This window comes from Rhodococcus wratislaviensis, from assembly GCF_041228765.1.
Lineage (GTDB): Bacteria > Actinomycetota > Actinomycetes > Mycobacteriales > Mycobacteriaceae > Rhodococcus_F > Rhodococcus_F wratislaviensis.
This window is the reverse complement of sequence record NZ_CP150488.1, coordinates 7,874,343-7,892,015: the sequence shown is the minus strand read 5'-3', so window position 1 is coordinate 7,892,015 and position 17,673 is coordinate 7,874,343. Positions and strand designations below refer to the sequence as shown.

The 17,673-nt window shown below is 66.9% G+C and carries 17 protein-coding genes and 1 riboswitch; of the genes, 8 read left to right on the top strand and 9 right to left on the bottom strand.

The genetic code is table 11. The annotated features are described in order from the left end of the window. The first annotated feature begins 48 nt into the window (after nt 1-48). Nucleotides 49-153: riboswitch (TPP riboswitch) on the top strand. Nucleotides 154-201: 48 nt separating this feature from the next. The 3 genes from WKC72_RS36055 (at nt 202) to WKC72_RS36045 (ending at nt 3,787) form a co-directional block, all read left to right on the top strand. After that, a complete protein-coding gene (locus WKC72_RS36055) occupies nt 202-966 on the top strand; it encodes a 3-oxoacyl-ACP reductase (RefSeq protein ID WP_112301353.1) in 765 nt (254 codons plus the stop codon). A gap of 1 nt (nt 967) precedes the next feature. Then, nucleotides 968-2,263: an LLM class flavin-dependent oxidoreductase gene (locus tag WKC72_RS36050; RefSeq protein WP_370181166.1), complete on the top strand. Its 1,296-nt coding sequence runs from the start codon at nt 968-970 to the stop codon at nt 2,261-2,263. Between the two features lie 120 nt (nt 2,264-2,383). Further along, nucleotides 2,384-3,787, top strand: a complete 1,404-nt coding sequence (locus WKC72_RS36045; RefSeq protein ID WP_370181165.1) for a CitMHS family transporter — start codon at nt 2,384-2,386, stop codon at nt 3,785-3,787. Nucleotide 3,788: 1 nt separating this feature from the next. Here WKC72_RS36045 and WKC72_RS36040 read toward each other — a convergent pair whose 3' ends face one another. After that, entirely contained in the window at nt 3,789-3,968 is a 180-nt protein-coding gene (locus WKC72_RS36040; protein WP_005244285.1) for a hypothetical protein, read from the bottom strand. A 141-nt stretch (nt 3,969-4,109) separates the two neighbouring features. Here WKC72_RS36040 and WKC72_RS36035 point away from each other — a divergent pair, with 141 nt between their 5' ends. Then, a complete protein-coding gene (locus WKC72_RS36035) occupies nt 4,110-4,451 on the top strand; it encodes an Lsr2 family protein (protein ID WP_037230482.1) in 342 nt (113 codons plus the stop codon). A gap of 68 nt (nt 4,452-4,519) precedes the next feature. Here WKC72_RS36035 and WKC72_RS36030 read toward each other — a convergent pair whose 3' ends face one another. Beyond that, complete coding sequence (locus tag WKC72_RS36030; protein ID WP_370181164.1) at nt 4,520-4,924, bottom strand: C40 family peptidase; 405 nt, start codon at nt 4,922-4,924, stop codon at nt 4,520-4,522. 269 nt (nt 4,925-5,193) lie between these two features. Between WKC72_RS36030 and WKC72_RS36025 the strand changes: the two genes are divergently transcribed. Continuing rightward, nucleotides 5,194-5,415: a hypothetical protein gene (locus WKC72_RS36025; protein ID WP_037230478.1), complete on the top strand. Its 222-nt coding sequence runs from the start codon at nt 5,194-5,196 to the stop codon at nt 5,413-5,415. 25 nt (nt 5,416-5,440) lie between these two features. Here WKC72_RS36025 and WKC72_RS36020 read toward each other — a convergent pair whose 3' ends face one another. Genes WKC72_RS36020 through WKC72_RS36005 form a run of 4 tightly spaced genes read right to left on the bottom strand, consistent with a single transcriptional unit; the run spans nt 5,441 to nt 10,074 of the window. Then, the gene (locus WKC72_RS36020; protein WP_370181163.1) at nt 5,441-6,367 is read right to left on the bottom strand and encodes a VOC family protein; all 927 of its coding nucleotides are present in this window, start codon (nt 6,365-6,367) and stop codon (nt 5,441-5,443) included. An 11-nt stretch (nt 6,368-6,378) separates the two neighbouring features. After that, nucleotides 6,379-7,260: a fumarylacetoacetate hydrolase family protein gene (locus WKC72_RS36015; RefSeq protein ID WP_112301196.1), complete on the bottom strand. Its 882-nt coding sequence runs from the start codon at nt 7,258-7,260 to the stop codon at nt 6,379-6,381. Nucleotides 7,261-7,299: 39 nt separating this feature from the next. Further along, complete coding sequence (locus WKC72_RS36010) at nt 7,300-8,565, bottom strand: CynX/NimT family MFS transporter (protein WP_112301195.1); 1,266 nt, start codon at nt 8,563-8,565, stop codon at nt 7,300-7,302. A 39-nt stretch (nt 8,566-8,604) separates the two neighbouring features. Continuing rightward, nucleotides 8,605-10,074 (bottom strand): amidohydrolase family protein, encoded by a 1,470-nt coding sequence (locus WKC72_RS36005; protein WP_370181162.1) that lies wholly within the window; start codon nt 10,072-10,074, stop codon nt 8,605-8,607. A 93-nt stretch (nt 10,075-10,167) separates the two neighbouring features. Between WKC72_RS36005 and WKC72_RS36000 the strand changes: the two genes are divergently transcribed. Next, nucleotides 10,168-11,091, top strand: a complete 924-nt coding sequence (locus WKC72_RS36000; RefSeq protein ID WP_370181161.1) for a LysR family transcriptional regulator — start codon at nt 10,168-10,170, stop codon at nt 11,089-11,091. Nucleotides 11,092-11,152: 61 nt separating this feature from the next. Here WKC72_RS36000 and WKC72_RS35995 read toward each other — a convergent pair whose 3' ends face one another. Then, nucleotides 11,153-12,652, bottom strand: a complete 1,500-nt coding sequence (locus WKC72_RS35995) for an FAD-dependent oxidoreductase (RefSeq protein ID WP_370181160.1) — start codon at nt 12,650-12,652, stop codon at nt 11,153-11,155. Next, nucleotides 12,649-13,593, bottom strand: a complete 945-nt coding sequence (locus tag WKC72_RS35990; protein ID WP_370181159.1) for an alpha/beta hydrolase — start codon at nt 13,591-13,593, stop codon at nt 12,649-12,651. Before WKC72_RS35990 ends, WKC72_RS35995 begins: the two co-directional genes overlap by 4 nt. A 239-nt stretch (nt 13,594-13,832) precedes the next feature. Here WKC72_RS35990 and WKC72_RS35985 point away from each other — a divergent pair, with 239 nt between their 5' ends. Next, nucleotides 13,833-14,420 (top strand): carboxymuconolactone decarboxylase family protein, encoded by a 588-nt coding sequence (locus WKC72_RS35985; protein ID WP_370181157.1) that lies wholly within the window; start codon nt 13,833-13,835, stop codon nt 14,418-14,420. An 18-nt stretch (nt 14,421-14,438) separates the two neighbouring features. Here the strand turns inward: WKC72_RS35985 and WKC72_RS35980 are convergent, their stop codons facing one another. Next, entirely contained in the window at nt 14,439-16,760 is a 2,322-nt protein-coding gene (locus WKC72_RS35980; RefSeq protein ID WP_370181156.1) for an FHA domain-containing protein, read from the bottom strand. A gap of 135 nt (nt 16,761-16,895) precedes the next feature. Between WKC72_RS35980 and WKC72_RS35975 the strand changes: the two genes are divergently transcribed. After that, on the top strand, nt 16,896-17,660 hold the full coding sequence (locus WKC72_RS35975) for an ABC transporter permease (RefSeq protein ID WP_037230453.1): 765 nt from the start codon (nt 16,896-16,898) through the stop codon (nt 17,658-17,660). Nucleotides 17,661-17,673: the final 13 nt, after the last annotated feature.

Here is a 17,673-nt window from a genome sequence, read left to right as displayed (position 1 = left end):
GTTGTGCACAACCAAGAATCAAAAACGGTGATTGCGCTTACACTGTTGGCCAGTGACACGGGGTGCTGCCCGGCGACGAGCCGGACGGCTGAGAACACACCCGTCGAACCTGAACTGGGTAATGCCGGCGAAGGGATGTCGCGGAGACGGCCGTATGCGCTCATCCGATATCTCGTCGCCGACCGAACGGAAGGTGACAGCATGCAGCTCGACAAGCAGATCGTCCTGGTGACCGGCGGTGGACGGGGCCTCGGCGCCGCCATCGTGCGGTCGTTCGCGGCGCAGGACGCGCGGGTGATCGTGAACTACCGGAGCAGCCGGGAGGCGGCCGAGGAACTCGCGGCCTCCCTGGGCGCGGACCGTGCGGTCGCGCTCCGGGGCGACGTCACCGATGCCGGACAGGTGGCGGCGCTGTTCTCCGCGGCGGAGGAGCACTTCGGCTCCCCGGTGACCACGGTGATCAACAACGCGCTCGCCGACTTCTCCTTCAACGGCGACGCCCGCGACAAGGCGGACGTCATCACGTGGGATGCCTTCGACGCGCAGCTGCGTGGCAGCGTGAAGGCGACACTGCACACGACGCAGGCCGCGCTGCCGGGCATGCGTTCGCTCGGGTTCGGCCGGATCGTGAACATCGGCACCAACCTGTTCCAGAACCCGGTCGTCCCGTACCACGACTACACGGCAGCCAAGGCGGCGGCGCTGTCGCTGACCCGCACGCTCGCCTCCGACCTCGGTCCCGACGGCATCACCGTCAACATGGTCTCGGGCGGGCTGCTCCGCACCACCGACGCGAGCGCTGCCACTCCCGACGAGGTGTTCGACCTCATCGCGGCGAGCACCCCGCTGCAGCGGGTCACCACCCCCGACGAGTTCGCCGACGCGGTGCTGTTCTTCGCGTCCCCGTGGTCGCGTGCGGTGACCGGCCAGAACCTCGTCGTCGACGGCGGACTGGTCAAGGACTGACATGAGCGACGCCCGGCAACTGCACTTCAACGCGTTCCTCTACAGCTGCGGGCACCACGGCGCCGCGTGGCGGCACCCGTCGTCCCAGGTCGAGCGACTCTGCGACATCACCTACTACGAGGAGTTGGCGCAGACCGCGGAGCGGGGCTGCCTCGATGCGGTGTTCTTCGCGGACGGGCATTCGGTGCGCGACCCCGCGTCCGGAGGCATGTGGTTCCTCGAACCGCTCACCGCGCTGTCCGCGATGGCGCGGGCGACGGAGCGGGTCGGACTGGTGACGACGGTGTCCACCACGTTCTACACACCGTTCCACGCCGCCCGGATGCTGGCGTCGCTCGACCACATCAGCGGCGGCCGCGTCGGCTGGAACGTGGTGACGTCCATGTTCGACGCGGAGGCGCGCAATCACGGACTCGAGGAGATGCCTCCCCACGACGAGCGCTATTCGCGCGCCGCGGAATTCGTCGATGTGGCACTCGCTCTGTGGGATTCGTGGGAGCCCGATGCGCTCGTGCTCGACCGGGAGGGCATCTTCGCGGACCCGGCCAAGGTGAAGCCGGTCGAGCATCGGGGAAAGCACTTCCTCGTGGACGGTCCGCTGAACGTGCCGCACTCACCGCAGGGTCGTCCCGTGCTGTTCCAGGCGGGCGCGTCCGATCAGGGCCGCGACCTGGCCGCCCGGTGCGCCGAGGGCATCTACGCCGTCGCCTACGACCTCTCGGCCGCACAGAGCTACTACACCGACGTGAAGCGGCGCATCCGCACGGCCGGCCGCGACGCCGACGCGGTGGTCGTGATGCCCGGTCTCGTGACCTATGTCGGCTCGACCAGCGGGGAGGCCCGGCGGAAGAAGGCGGAACTCGACGCGCTCCTGCCCGTCGAACAGTCGCTGGCGCAGTTGTCGATGTTCGTCCAGCAGGACTGCAGTGCCTGGGACTTGGACGCACCCGTTCCCGCGCTGCCGCCGCTGTCGGAGTTCACCGGGCCGCAGGGCCGGTACGACACGATCCTCCGCATCATCGAGAAGGACCGTCCCACCGTGCGGTCGCTGCTGGGCACGCTGGCGGCAGGCGGCGGACACTGCACCATGATCGGAACCCCGGAATCGATCGCCGACGAGATCGAGGTGTGGTTCCGCAGCGGCGGGGCCGACGGCTTCAACCTGATGCCGCCGCTCTACCCGAATGGCCTCGCCGACTTCGTCGACGAGGTGATCCCCGTCCTGCAGAAGCGGGGGCTGTTCCGCGCGGAGTATGAGACAGAGACTCTGCGCGACCATCTCCGGGGTCGCCCGTAGTTGCCACCACAAAGAACACAACCTTCTCTAAGTACGCAACAGTGACTGTGAGCGTCCCTCCCCCCGACACTGGCGGTTATCGCGATCACACCACGACGCGAGTTCGGACGAGGAGTGGCAATGCTGGTAGCACTCGGCTTTCTGATGGTGGCCGTGTTCATGTTCTTGATCATGTCCAAACGGGCCACTCCCGTGGTCGGGTTGATCGCGGTCCCGGTCGCCTTCGGGATCGCGGCCGGGGCGGGCCTCGGCGTCGGCGACATGATCACCGACGGGATCAAGGCGCTGGCACCGACAGCCGCGTTGCTGTTCTTCGCGATCATCTTCTTCGGAATCATGATCGACGTCGGCCTGTTCGACCCGCTGGTGAAACTCATCCTCCGGCTCGTCCGCAACGACCCCATGCGGCTCGTCGTCGGCACCGCGGTGCTCGCGATGGTGGTGTCGCTGGACGGTGACGGATCCACGACATTCATCATCGTGACGTCCGCACTGCTGCCGCTGTACATGAAGCTGAAGGTCAGCCCCGTGGTCCTCACGGTGGTCGCCGGCCTGGCGAACGGCGCGATGAACATCGTCCCCTGGGGTGGGCCGACGGTCCGGGCCGCCGCCGCGCTGGGAATCTCGCCGTCGGACGTGTTCGTCCCGATGATCCCGTCGCTGGTGGTCGGACTGCTCGTCGTGCTGCTGTTCGCCGTGCAGCTGGGCTACAGCGAACGCCGCCGCATCGGCACGCTCGAACTCACCGACGAACGCCTCCTCGTCTCCGCAGGCTCCGGCCTCCGCCGGTCCGCGACCGGATCCGGGGGCAACGGTGACACACCCCGAACCGGGGGCGGCTCCGGCGACGCCGGATCGGACGACGGCCAGGGCTTCGTCGACGGTCTCGATCCCGAGCGGCCAACGCTGCGGCCGAAGCTGCTGTGGTTCAACGCGCTCGTGACCGTGGCGCTCCTCGTCGTGCTCGTGATGGACGTGCTGCCGATCCCGGTCCTGTTCATGGTGGCCGCATCGATCGCGCTGACGGTGAACTTCCCGCGGGTCAAGGAACAGCAGGAAGCGATCACCCGCCACTCGTCGAGCATCGTCTCCGTGGTCGCGATGGTGTTCGCCGCGGCCGTGCTCACCGGCGTGTTCCAGGGCACCGGAATGGTCGAGGCCATGGCGCAGTGGCTGCTCGAGATCATCCCGGCGTCGCTCGGACCGCACCTGGCCGTCATCACGGGCATCCTGAGCCTGCCGTTCACGTTCTTCATGAGCAACGACGCCTTCTACTTCGGCATCATGCCCGTGCTCGCCGAGACGGCGGCCACGTACGGCATCGAGCCGGTCGAGATGGCCCGCGCATCCATCACCGGCCAGACGTTCCACATGCAGAGCCCCCTCGTCCCGGCCATCCTCCTGCTCGTGACCCTGGCGGGTGTCCCGCTGGCCGACCATCACAAGAAGGTGCTGTGGCGCGCCGCACTGGTGTCGCTGTCGATGCTGGTGATCGGTGTGGTCCTCGGGCAGATCCCCTGGTGACCTAGTCCTCGGTGTCGGTGTCGGTGGCGGGCCCCTCAGGGGTCGCGCCACCTTCGCCGCTCCAGTCGGCGCCCGAACTCTTGTCGTCCTCGGCCGGATCGGACATCACATCCTTGTCCGCGCCCGGGGCGCCGCTGTCGGTGGTCGTGGTCTTCGGTCCGGATGCGTCCTTCGGTGTCATGTCCGACGAATACCCCGACAGCGGGGTGCTCCAATCAGGCGGACCCGGGGTTTGCAGTTCGAAAACTCCGTCGGGGATTGGCAGGTGAACAATACTTCGACGTAGTGTTCCCCGGGTTATCGACGATGAAGGAGTGGAACTGTGGCGCGCAAAGTTGTTGTCGAACGCATCGACGACATCGACGGAACTCCGATCAAGAACGGTAAGGGGGAGACCATTCCGTTCTCTGTCGACGGCGTCGACTACGAGATCGATCTGAAGGTCAAGAACGCCAAAGAATTCCACAAGACTCTCGACTACTACATCGAACATGCAACTCGGGTCGGTGGAAGGAAGCGTCGGCCGACTCCTGCAGTGGCACCGTCGCAGGGGCGTAGCCAGGCGAAGGAAATTCGGGAATGGGCGACGTCGCAGGGGTACGAGTTGTCCACGCGTGGACGTATTCCTGCCGAGATCGAGGAAGCGTACAACGCCGCTCACTGAGCCACGGTTCCGCGGGTGGTCGGCGCCTCCGGTCGCGCTGTCGGGGTCGGCTGGGGTCTGCTCGGCCGTCAGTACCGGCGCGCTGCGTGAAATGACATGGAGCTCATGGCTACTCGCGTGACCGGGCGTCCCGGAGCGGGTGCGTGGACAACCATATCGTTTCCTGCGTAGATCCCCGCGTGGCCGCCCCCGTAGAAGAGGACGACGTCACCGGGCTGCAGGTCGCTCGCGTCCACGGCGGTCCCGTGTCGGAGTTGCTCGTAGGTGGTGCGCGGAACCGGTATGCCGGCCTGCTTGTAGGCCCATTGGACGAGACCGGAGCTGTCGAAGGCGCGGTGGTCACCGGCGCCGAGGGTGCACGGGATTCCGATTCTGGATGCGGCGGCGTGCAGTGCCTGGCGCCCTGGCCGCACCGGAGGCGGGCGGAAGGTGTGAACCAGCTGATATCCGTGGTTCCCGGTGTGTGGGTCCATGCCGTCGTTACTCCAGTGCACTCGGTGTGGTGTCGCTGCTTACAGAGTGGCCCTCGCGCGGTCTGGGTGCACCGGCCGAATTACCTGGAGACGTGCCTGTCTTTCGCTGCCTCCGTCGCCGGATTCGACGGCCGGCGACGAAATCATTCGATCTGGTCGGTTTGGTACTCGCGAGTAGTGCAGGCCCCTCGTAACGTCGAACGGGTAATTGTTAAGTCAAAAGGAGTGGTCCGCTACGTCCTGTGGACTGGGATGAAGGAAGGCGGACGATGACGATCCGAGAATCGGCGAACTGTGCTTTCGGTGTCGCGCGCTTGGCGTTCGACGCGGGAGCTGCCCTCCTGTCCGTCGTCGTGGCTGTACCGGTTGCCTTCGCCGCGGGCGAGGCACGATCGATGGCACACACGGCACGCGGCGACATCGCGCCGGCCCCCGGGCCGTCGGACACCGAGCACGTGCACGACCTGGGGACCGTCGTCGAACTGATCTGAGGGCACCGAATTCCGAGACCGCTCGTCACCCCGTGCTGCAGTGTGCCCCGGTCATGAGGGCGGCGAGGTCGTCCGGTTCGAGGAACGACGGGGGCGGCGGCGGCCCCCAGGCGTAGAGGCCATGGAGTCCGTGCAGCACTTCCGGGCTCCAGAGTTCGTCTTCGGGGACGGTGTCCATGTCGGAGTAGTACTCCGAGAAGTTCCCGGCCGGGTCCTTGAGGTACCAGAAGAAGTTCGCGCCGGCATAGTGCCGGCCGAGACCCCAGATGTGGCGTTCGGGGTTGCCGTCGAGCATCGCGTGGGCGCCGCGCCCGACCTCGTCGATGTCGTCGACCTGCCAACTGGAGTGATGCATGAAGTTCACCGGTGCGGACATGACGAGCACGTTGTGATGCTCGACCGAGCAGCGCAGGAACGCCGCCTTGTCGCCCATGTAGTCGCTGACCTTGAATCCGAGACCGTCGGTGAAGAACTTCATCGTCGTCTCGAGGTCGGTGGACCCGATCACCGCGTGCCCGAGCTTGCGGGGACGCACCGGCTCGGCGCGGGTCAGGAACGGGGCCCGGCCCCAGCGGTCGATCCGGCCCGGACCGTTGTACGGCGTCGGCAACACCGCGGGCTCGATCACGATCCGGGGCCGGATTGCGACCCGCACCCGGGTGCCGGTGACCGGTTCGACGGCACCGACGGACGTGCCGTTCCGGTCGATCGCCACACCGAGCCCGCTCAGCCGCCCCGTGATCGCGGCGATGTCGTCGGGGTCGTCGGCGGCGACCGTCAACTCGACCAGTCGACGCGTGGGCGCGTGGACGATCTCGAGTTGGTCGCCGCCGTTGCGGGTGGCGAACACCCCGCCCCCGCGGTGCCCGAGACCGAAATCGGTGTAGTAGGCGATGGTGTCGTCGACGTTGGGGACGCCGAGGGTGATCTTGCCCAGTCCGTGCAGTGGCATGATCGCGTCCTCTACTTCGCGTCGGGGTGGGCGACGAACCGCTGGTGCAGCTGACCGATGCCGTCGATCCAGCTGTCGAGTTTCTCGCCGGCCTGCAGGAACCGCTGCGGGTTGCGGCCGACACCGACGCCGGCGGGGGTGCCGGTGAAGATCACGTCTCCCGGGTAGAGGGTGACGGTGCGGGAGAGGGCGGCGATCAGCGTCGGGACGGGGAAGATCAGGTCCCGGGTGCGGCCTTTCTGCACTTGTTCGCCGTCGATGGTGCAGCCGAGTTCGAGGTCGTCGGGATTGGTGAACTCGTCCGGGGTGACCAGCCAGGGGCCTTGTGGGGAGAACCCGGCGTAGGACTTGCCGAGGCCGAATTGCGGTGCGGGACCGCGGGTCTGGGTGATCCGTTCGGAGATGTCCTGGCCGGCGGTCAGGCCGGCGACGTGGGACCAGGCGTCGGCCTCGTCGATTCCGCTGGTTTCGCGGCCGATGACGGCGACGAGTTCGATCTCCCAGTCGACGTTGCCGCCGGCGGGAATCACGACGTCGGTGTCGGGGCCGGTGAAGCTGGAGGCGTACTTGGTGAACACCGGCGGCAGGTGGGTGGGGGATTCGAATCCGGATTCGGCGGCGTGCGCGTGGTAGTTCAGGCCGACGGCGAACACCTGCCGGGGAGCCGGCGACGGTGCCCGGAGGAGGGACCGGTCGATCGGGAAGCTCTCGTCGGCGAAGGCGGAAAGATCCTGTTGGGCCGCCCATCCGGTGATGTCGGCCCACGCCTGGTAGACGCCGGGCAGTTCGGGTTCGAACCGGCCGTGGGAGGCGTGGGCGATGTCGACGCCTCGCTCGGAACCCTCTTCTCCGATGACAAGGGCTGCACGGTTGTCGATGTTGGCGATACGCATGAAACGAGGTTCTCCTGGAGCGTTATCTGTTGTGTGTGGTCAGAGGTCTGCGTTGACGGAGGCGGGTGTGGGCTTCGTTTCGGAAGGGTCGGGAGTGACCCGCCTCGGTCCCCGCGGGGACGGCAGGGCAACGAAGGCCACGGCGCACAGCACCGTCAGCGCCGCGACGACGTAGAGGACTGCGGTGTAGCTTCCTGTTCGGTCCACCACGGCACCGACCCACAAGGGCGCGATGCCGCCGCCGAGGACGAACGCCATGTAGGGGCCCGCATAGGCCTTTCCGAAGGCGGCGAGTCCGAAGTACCGGGAGGTGAAGTAGCCCACCATATCCAGCTCGGCTCCGAGCATGCATCCCAGCGTAAAGGCCAGGACGGGGGCGAATCCGACTCCGCCGACTGCGAACAGCACGACGCCGGTGGCGCACAGAAGGCAGAGCGAGGCTGCGACCGCGGTCGGCCGGAGGATGTCGATGAGCAGTCCGATCACCAGTCGGCTCAGAATGACCGCGAGTCCCATGATCGAAGCGATCGATGCCGCGCCGCCGACGCTCATCCCGTACTGCCGAAGCATGGGGACGAGGTACGGGACGAGGCCGGTGAAGGCGACCGACATCAGACCGAAGGTGAGAATCAGTCGCCAGTAGAGGGGGTTCCTGCGGATGGTGGCGAAGTCGTCGCCGTCGTCGGCCGGCCGGCCGGGCGTGCCCTGCGTACTTCTGCTTCGGGGTGCGACCTTCAGGAGGAAGAGGGTGGGGAGGGTTCCGGCAAGCGCGATGCAGGCCAACGTGAGGTAGCCGAGTCGCCATCCTTCGAGTTCGATGACGCGGCCGATGGCGACCGGAATGATGGCGCCGGAGAGTCCCATTCCCATCATCGTGATGCCGAGTGCGAGGCCTCTGGCGCGGTCGAACCAGCTGCTCACTGCTCGGGTGAAGGCAATCGGTCCGGAACTCGCACCGAAGAATCCGATCAACGCCATCGCTGTCATGTAGGCCGGCACGGAGTGCACGACCGTTCCCAGTGCGGCGAATCCGGTTGCCAGACACAGTGCTCCGGCAATCGTCGGCACCTTGACTCCGAACTTGTCGACGGCGTACCCGACGACGGGGGCGGCGAGTGCCATCCCGAAGGTCAGCAAGGTGATGGACAGCCCGTACATCGCAGCGCTGAGGCCGATCTCCCTACCGAGATCGCTGGTGAACAGACCCGCCGAGTAGATGGCGAGCCCGGAGACCCCGGTGCCGACACCCACGGCGGCCGCTGACAGAGTCGGCCACCCGCGCCGGAATTCGTCCCCGCGTGACATGGTCAATGCCTTGCTCCTTTGTTGCGGTGGTGATGACCATCACTGTTCCTGTTCTCGGGTTATCCGGGAAGCGGTAACTCGTGATGGAGGGAATTCGTATGGCGAATACGTCCTGTTCGGAGGGGTGTCCCGCCCATGCGAGTGCAATCGGGCGGCGCGTCTCCCCAGAATCCGTCGCTGTGATGCCGCCGCCGAGTTCACGAGAGTGGACGGGTCACACCCGAGCATCGCTCCGGCGCGTTTGACGAATCGTCCCCCGACAAGCACCGAATCGACATTGCCCTCGTGAGCGGCGAGAACCGCGGACGCCACCGGATCGAGCACGGGCGCCACATTCAGGTCCGTTGCACGCACCAGGATGATGTCGGCCTGCTTACCGGGAGTGAGTGAGCCGATGCGATCGCCCTGCCCGATCGCTCTCGCCCCCTCGATGGTGGCGAAAGCGAGCACATCGTGCAGGAGCAGCTGCGCTTGATCGGCCGCGACGGAGCTGTGACCACCCCCCATCCACGACCGGTGGTGGCCGAAGAGCATTCGCATCTGCGTGAACATGTCTCCGCTGCATTTGGTTTCGGTGTCCCCGCTGAGGCTCGGTCGTACGCCGGCGGCGAGCATGCGGTCGAGGGGGATGTCGCCGATGCCTTGCGAGTTGAGCTCGCAGTGCACGCCGATCGACACGGTTGCACCTGTCTCGGCGATCATCTCGAGTTCGGCGTCGGAGGAGCGGCAGCAGTGCACGAATGTCAGGTCGTCGGCGAGCAGACCCGCCTCGCCGTACTGCGCCACGGCGTGGACCGGTTCGTTGTGCGCGTACGCACCGGCATGCACCGACGTGCGGATGCCCAGGTCACGCGCGAGGGCGAGGTCGGCCTGCCACACCCCGGGCGCCGCCATCTCGGGGCCCCGGGCCGCCATCGCCAACGTCACGAGTCCGCCCGGGTCGGAGAAGTGCTCCTTTTGCAGCCGTTCGATGTCGGCCGGATGGGTGAGCGTGCTGTTCTCGGTCCACCGCCCGTCGTCGAGCAGCGGCCATCCGTGACCGAAGACGGCACGGATGCCGGCCTCACGCAGACCGGTGACCGCAGCGTCGGAATGCTCGGCTGAATTCTGGATGTGGGACCAATCGAGGAGGGTGGTCGTCCCGGCGCTCAGCGCCGAAACCGCGCCGAGGAGGTTTCCGACCCTGACGTCCTCGGGTTCGTACGCCGCGCCGATTCCCCTGAGCATGTCGTCGAAGTATCGGAGGGGGTCGAGTTCGGCGTATCCGTGCCGCATGACGCTCTGCCAGGTGTGGCGGTGAGTGTCGACGAATCCGGGGAGCGCGATCATTCCGTCGACGTCGACGACCTCGACGTCCGGTCCGACGTCGATCCGCGAGTCGATTTCTGCGATCAGATCGTCGCTGATCAGGATGTCGGCCCGGTCGAAGTTTCCGATCGCCGGATCGACGCTGACGACCGTTGCTCCCCGGAGGAGTGTGCGGTGTGGTCGGGCATGACTCGGGTCCATGAGTGTCCTGTTCGGAGAGAGGCAGATTGACTGCCCTCAGTCTCATTTTCCCGCGGTTATTTGGGAATGCCGGGTCGCTTATAGTTTGTATCCATGAGCTCGATACAGCGGATCTCCGGCCATCGCGCCAAGCTGGACCTCAACCTCATCGTGTCCTTGGACGCGCTCCTGCGCGAGCGAAGCGTGAGCCGAGCGGCGATTGAAGTCGGTCTGAGCCAACCGGCGATGAGTGCCGCGCTCGCGCGGCTTCGGAGGTACTTCGGCGACCCGCTGCTCGCTCGGGTGGGCAACGCGTATCAACTCACGCCGCTCGCCCGCAGCCTGGTCGAGCGCACGACGGTGGCGATCTCGGCAGTCGATCGAGTGCTCGACGCCGAGCCGGGCATCGAGATCGAACGGTCCAGCCGCGAGTTCACCCTGATCATGTCCGACTACATGCTCGCCGCTGTCGGAGACACCATCACCCGCGACCTGCTGTCGCAGGCTCCGCACCTGCGCATCAACTTCGTGCAGTTGCGACCGGAGATCGTCGATCGTGCATCGGACAGTCTCCGCACCGCCGATGCCCTGGTCGTGCCCCGTGGCTTCGTCAGCGACCTGCCCTCGGTCGACCTCTTCTCCGACCGGTGGGTCTGCGTGGTGGCCGAGGACAACGAGCACGTCGGGGACGCAATACGGTTGGACCAGCTCACCGAGTACCCGTGGGCTGTGTTTCAGACGCATCCCCATGCCGCGACGACACCGCTGCATCAGGTCAGGGCGCAGGGAGTCGAACCGTACGTGCAGGTTGTCGGCGAAAACTATCTGGCCCTACCGTATTTCGTCGCCCACACCGATCGTATCGCCCTTCTGCCGGAGCGATTGGCGGCCCGGATGAGCGGTGGAATGGGAATTCGGCCGGTCGACTTCCCCTTGACTCTCGCCCCACTGAACCATGCGCTGTGGTGGCACCCGATGTACAACGCGGATCCCGAACACCGCTGGCTCAGAGCGCAACTCGCCAAGTCACTCGCCTGAGTGCCGACCTCGGCGTGGGAGGGTCGCCTCGGATACACCCGATGCGACCCTCCCGGACACCTCATTCGACGGCGAGACACCGCTTGATCGCCAGCTGGGCATCCTCCCGCGCGGGGGCGTCGGCGCAGGCCCAGGCGATGTACCCGTCGGGCCTGACCAGCAGGCTCTTGACGTCTTCGAGTCCGCTGGGTGCGAGAACGATGTGGCCGCTGTGTGCGCGGACCGGCGCGCCCTGCAGGGCGAGGTCCGCGTAGGTGCCCGCCCCGGTGGCGTCGATGAGGACGAGAGCGTGGTCGCGCAGCATCTCACCCATCCTCGTCGGACCGCTCCCGGTGACGAGATCCAGATCAGGACAGCGGTATCCGACCATCGGATGCTGGCGCGAATCAGCAGGGTAGGGAAAGGACAGCCCGTTGAGTTCGAGTCCGATTCGACGATTGACCTCCGGAATGGGCAACAGTTCGCGCTCGAACATCCGCTTGAACGCCACCCCCTCCGGCGTGAAGTCGAACTGGACCGAACACTGCGCTGCGACACTTCTCAGCAGCGCCTCCGCCACCGGGCGGCGTTCGGCCTCATAGGTTGCCAGGAGCGCCGGCCCTGCGTGTTCGTTGATGACCGCGGCGAGTTTCCAACCGAGGTTGAACGCGTCCTGGATGCAGAAGTTCATCCCGACGCCGCTGGCAGGATAGTGGATGCGGGCCGATTCACCGACGAGGAATACTCGACCCTGCTGGAACTTCGTTGCGATTCTGAGCGAATCGGTGAAACGAGACGCCCACACCAGATCGTCGAACGGCAGGTCCTTCTCCAGAACGTCGGTGAGGCATCGGCGGACCTCGTCGGCCGTTACCGGCTCCGCCGCCGGGGCGTGCCTGCGCTCGGCATGCACGATGTTGAACCGGGTGATGGACTCGTTCTCGCCGAAGGGAAACGAGGTGACCCAGCCCTTGTCGTTGTCGATCATCCGCCGTGCTTCGGGCCAGGGCCTGTCCATTCTCAGATCTGCCACGATTCCGGTGAATGTCGGCCCGTGTCCCTCGAAACCGAGACCGAGCTGCGACCGCACGACACTTCGCCCACCGTCGGCGCCCACCAGATAGTCGGCCGACAGGCTCACGGGTCCGTCCTCGGCCGCCGCGGTCACGGTCACGGCGGTGGACTGCTGGACGACGGATTCGACAGTCACGCCGTGCTTGACGACGACTCCGAGACGGAGCGCTTCCTCGAGCAACAGTTCCTCGGTGTGATTCTGGGGAAGAACCAGCCGAAACCCGAACCTCGATTCGAGGTGGCGCCATTCCACGGGTTGCATCCCGGCCCAGATATGAACGGGAATCAGTGGGTTGGAGCGAATGGTCGCGGCCCTGTCGATGAACGTCTGCGCAAGGCCCCGGGAATCGAGTAGCTCGAGAACTCTCGGCAGAATGGTCCCGGCCCGCGACTGCACCGGCTGTGTTCGACGTTCGAGGACGACGACGTCCACCCCGGCCCGGGCCAGTTCGGTTGCGACCGTCAGACCTGACGGTCCGCCACCGACGACTACTACTCGAGCGGTCATTTCGAATCAATCTCCTTGTTGTACGGCATGGCGGGAAGTGAGGGTGTGTGGCAGGACCGTTCCAGGTGTTCGTGCAGGAAGGCGGCGACTTCGGCGATCGTGGCCTCCGTGTCGAACGCGGGGTCCTCGTGATTGGCACCCTCGAGCAGGTGCAGGCGCACCGTCTCCCCGCGGCGTCGAAGTTCCTGTGCCATCCGCCGGCTCTGTTGCACCGACGTGACCGAGTCGCGTGTTCCGTGGAGCAGGAAGACCGGCGCGTGGATGTCGTGTGCCTTCGCAAATGGGCTGATGGCGGCGAGTTCACGATCGCTCACCGTCGACTCGTCGCCCCCCAGCAACCGGGCCCTCAGGTAGCGAGACGACGGCGGTGCGGGGACCCCCGCCGGCCAGTCCTGCTCGAGGATCTCGTGCGGTATCGGCGAGCCCGCGTCCGGACGGTCGAGGTCGCCCCGGGAGGTGAGGTCGTAACATCCGAAGTAGCCGACAACGGCCTGCACGGGTGGACCGGGCAGATCGTGCGGTGCCCGAGGGATCGCTGCACCGGTGGTGGCCAGAAGCGCGAGATGGGCGCCCGCCGACGCTCCCCAGAGAGCGACACGAGTCGCGTCGACCCCGAAGGCTTGCCCGGGACCTTTCAGCCACTCGAGCGCGGTCGCGATGTCGATGATCTGGGCGGGGAGGGGAGCCGCGGTGGAGGGGCGGTAGTCGATGCTCGCGACGGCAAATCCGTGCCGCGCGAGCCGCTCCGCCCGCGCGGCATGACTCTTGCGCGACCCGATCATCCAACCACCGCCGTGCAGGTAGAGGACGACGGCGGGGGCGGCAACGTCGATCGGCAGAGTCAGATCGACTCGGAGGACGTGCCCGCCGGGACGCCCGAACTCGATGTCGGGGCAGGATTGGATCTCGTATCGGGCGGGCTGCCCGACCGGGGTTCTCACGTTGACGTCACCTCTTCGCCTGGTCGCGGGTCCACTCGGCGATGTGGCCCGTGGCTCAAGGGTGGCGGATCAGGGAGTATTCGGGAATCGGCAGTTCTATATGGAGGGAATCCATCGGGCGAATAGCTTCAGTTCGGGGTGATATTCGGTGTCGGCGGAGGACAACAGGCCCCGGCGCGGCATACTCTGTCTCGTCATCGCGCCTCCCCGGGCCGACATCGTTGAAAGATGGTAATTCCATGACAGATTCACGGATCGCGTCCCTGACTCCCGCCGAGCTGGACGTCGAGCAGAAGGCGTTGTACGACAGCATCGTGACGGGCCCGCGCGCACAGGGGCACCAGCTGTTCGCGCTTCACGACGACCAGGGCAGGCTCAACGGGCCGTTCGGGTTGATGCTGCACGTGCCCGGACTCGGCTCTGCGCTGCAGGAACTCGGGAGTGCGGTGCGGTATCGGACGGCGATGACCGCCCGGATCAGAGAAATCGCGATACTCGCGGTCGCGGCCGCAACGGAGTGCGAATTCGAACGCTACGCGCACGAACGGGTCGGACGCGCCGTCGGGCTGAGCGACGAAGAGCTGACGGCACTTCGGAGTGGCGAGTTCGGTTCCGAAGACGCCACCGAACAGGCTGCGTACCTCGTCTGCCGGCATATGCTCGAGGGCGCCAACACCCTCGGAGACGAGGAGTTCCGTCGATTCGAAGCCCGCCTCGGTCACTCGGCACTGCTCGAACTCGTGGTCCTGGTCGGCTATTACCGCACCTTGTCACAGCTGATGAGTGTCTTCGACGTCGGGGCACCGGAGGGTGGAGGCGACGAGTAGACACTTGCACCAGCCGGATCAGCGCCGGCGGGGACGGCGCAGCCGGAGCCGGCTGTAGGTGACGACCGCGAGCACGCAACTGATGAGCACCAGCATGGCGATGTTGAGCAGCCACCACGATGGGGCGTGCTGCCAGAGCGTATCGGGCTCGGTGCCCGTGGCGTTCGTGCGCAGGTCCACCGTCGAGGCGGCGGCCGCGAATCCCCAGCGGGACGGGAAGAGCCACGACACCTGTTCGAGCACGGCGCGTCCGGTGATCGTGATCAAACCTCCGCACATCACCAGCTGCACCATGATCGTGACCACCAGCATCGGCATCACCTGCTCGTTCGAGCGGGCCACCGACGACAACGCCAATCCGACCAGGACGCACGAGCAGGTGGTGACGGCGATGTCCACGATCAATTCGACGGAACCGGAGGGAATCACGCTGCCCCGGCCCGGAAAACCCTTGCCCACGAAGACGATCAGCACCATGATCACCGACTGCACGATCGCGGCGGCGCAGAATACGACGATCTTCGCCGTCAAGTAGGCGGACGGCAGCAGCCCGGCGGCACGTTCGCGTTGATAGATCATGCGCTCGCCGACCAGATCGCGGATGGTCAGTGAGCAACCCATGAACGCGGCGCCGAGGATCAGCACGACCAGGATCTGGGTGAGTTCGCCGGATTCGTCGAGGCCCGACGGACCGAACCCGGTGTCGCCGGGCACGAGCACGGCCAGGCCGCCGAGCACGAACGGCAGAAGGGACAGGAAGATCAGGTAGCCCCGGTCGGCTCGGATCAGCCGCGCCTGGCGGCGGACGACGGTACTCAGCTGCTTGCGCCGCGACGTGTGCGCGGGACTGCCGAGAGGTCCGGGCGGGCTCGGTGGTGGCACCTCCACGGCGGGGCGGGTGGCGCGGTACTCGGCGAACGCTCCGTCGGGGTCGGCCACGACGCGGGCGAAGATGTCGGCCCAGTCGGTGCTGCCCAGCGCGGCCCCGACCCGGTCCGGCGGGCCCACGTAGGCGGTCTTGCCGCCCGGTGCGAGGAGCAGCACCTGATCGCACATCTCGAGATACGACAGCGAATGCGTGACGATGACGATGACGCGGCCCGAATCGGCGAGGCGGCGCAACGTCGCCATGATCTGCCGGTCGAGCGCGGGGTCGAGACCCGAGGTCGGTTCGTCGAGGATGAGCAGGGACGGGCCGGTGAGCAACTCCATTGCGACGGACGCGCGTTTGCGTTGTCCGCCGGACAGCCGGTCGACCCTCGTGTCGGCGTGTTCGGACAATTGCAGTTCGTCGAGGACCGTCGCGATCACCTCTTCACGGTCGGCCCGGGTGGTGTCCGGCGGCAGCCTCAGCTCGGCGGCGTAGCCGAGCGCCTGCCGGATGGTCAGCTGCCGGTGCACGACGTCGTCCTGGGGAACCATCCCGATGCGGGAGCGGAGCACCTGGTATTCGGCGTGCACACTGCGTCCCTCGAACTCGACCACACCTTCGGTGGGGCGTTCCGAACCGGAGATGATGGTGGCCACCGTGGTCTTTCCCGCGCCGGAGGGGCCGATCACCGCGGTGAGACTCCCCGGCTGGGCCCTGAACGTGACGTCCTCGAGCAGCCGCCGCCCGCCCTCGATGGTGAGCCCCACGCCGTCCACCCGCAGCCCGCCCGCGGTCGGAGTCACCGCCTGCCGCGGAACGAGCCGGGCCTCCTTCACGATGAGATCGGTGTTGCCGATCGTGACGACGTCACCTTCGGTCAGCTGCGCTCGCGACACCCGGGCGCCGCCGACGAACGTGCCGTTGACGCTCCCCAGGTCGTCGATCTCGAGGCCGGACGGCACGTTGTGGACGATCGCGTGGTGGCGTGAGGCAAGCACGTCCCGGACGACGATGTCGTTGTCGGGTGACCGTCCCACCGTGAGCGATCCCGTCGGGACCGCCGCGTGCGGTGTCGGGGGCGGGGCGCTCGAGGCCCCCACCTCGATCGTCGACTCGTCCCATCGACCGCCCACGTCCTGTCGCGTCGCGTCCGGATCTTCGACCGAGATCCGCACGACCGGCCCCTCGGCCGCGTCGCCCAGCCGGACGAGGACGGGGTTCGTGACGGGAACCTTTTCTCTGCGCTCCCCGTCGACGAAGATCCCGTTCTTGCTGTCGGAGTCGACGAGCTGCCATCCCTTGTCCCAGGTGAGCCGTGCATGCTCGCGCGACACCACGGGATCGACGATCGTGATCTCCATTTGCGGATCCCGGCCGATGCGGACGGCCTTGCCCGCGCCGTAGCTCGCCCGGCCGTGGTCGGTCTCGACCACGACCCGCGGGTGCGCTGTGTTCGCCCGGTCGTCCATCGCCACGGCCTCCGGTCAGCGTCATCGGGCGTAGAGCGTCGACTTCTCCATGGTCGCACGCGCCGCCCAGGGTTCGTCGGGATAACGGTCACTCTCGGTATCCCCGCGGCCCGGAAGTGAGGAACACTGAGCGGGGTGAGTACGTCCTTGGCGAATCCCGGTGTCGGACTGGCTGTGCTGTGCACCGTGATGGTCGTGTGCGCGGCCGTGGTCTACCGCGTCACCCACCTCGGCAGCCCACTCGTCGTGCCTGCCGCGGCAATTCGAGGTGCTGCCCAGCTCGCCGCGGTGTCCCTGATCCTGGCTGCGGCTCTCGCGCATCTGTGGTCGTCGATCCTCGTCCTCGTGGTGATGTTCGCGGCGGCGGTGGGAACGTCCGCTCGCCGCGCGAAAGCGGGGCGGTCCGCCGCGTGGCTGGCGCTGTCGCTCGCGGCGGGTGTGGGAGTCGTCTTGCCGTTGATGCTGGTCAGCCGGGTGGTTCCGCTCGAAGGTGTCGCACTCGTTCCCGTCGGCGGGATCGTGCTCGGTGGTGCGATGACGGCTACCTCCCTTGCCGCGCGACGCGCGCTCGATGCGGTCGAACAACGGTGGGGTGAGGTGGAGGCGGGGCTGAGTCTCGGACTCGGCGTCCGGGATGCCCGCATGGAAGTGGTCCGGTCTGCCGCCTCGGATGCGCTGCTCCCGGGACTCGATCAGACCCGGACCGTCGGGCTGGTCACCCTGCCGGGGGCGTTCGTCGGGGTGCTGCTGGCAAGCGGTTCCGCCGTTCAGGCCGGGGCGGTTCAGATCCTCGTCCTCGTCGGGCTGCTGCTCGCGCAGACGTGTGCGGTTGCCGTGACGATCGAACTGGTGGCCAGGGAAGCCGTTCACCGGCCGAGACTCCACACCTCGCGAACGTGACGGATCCGGGTCT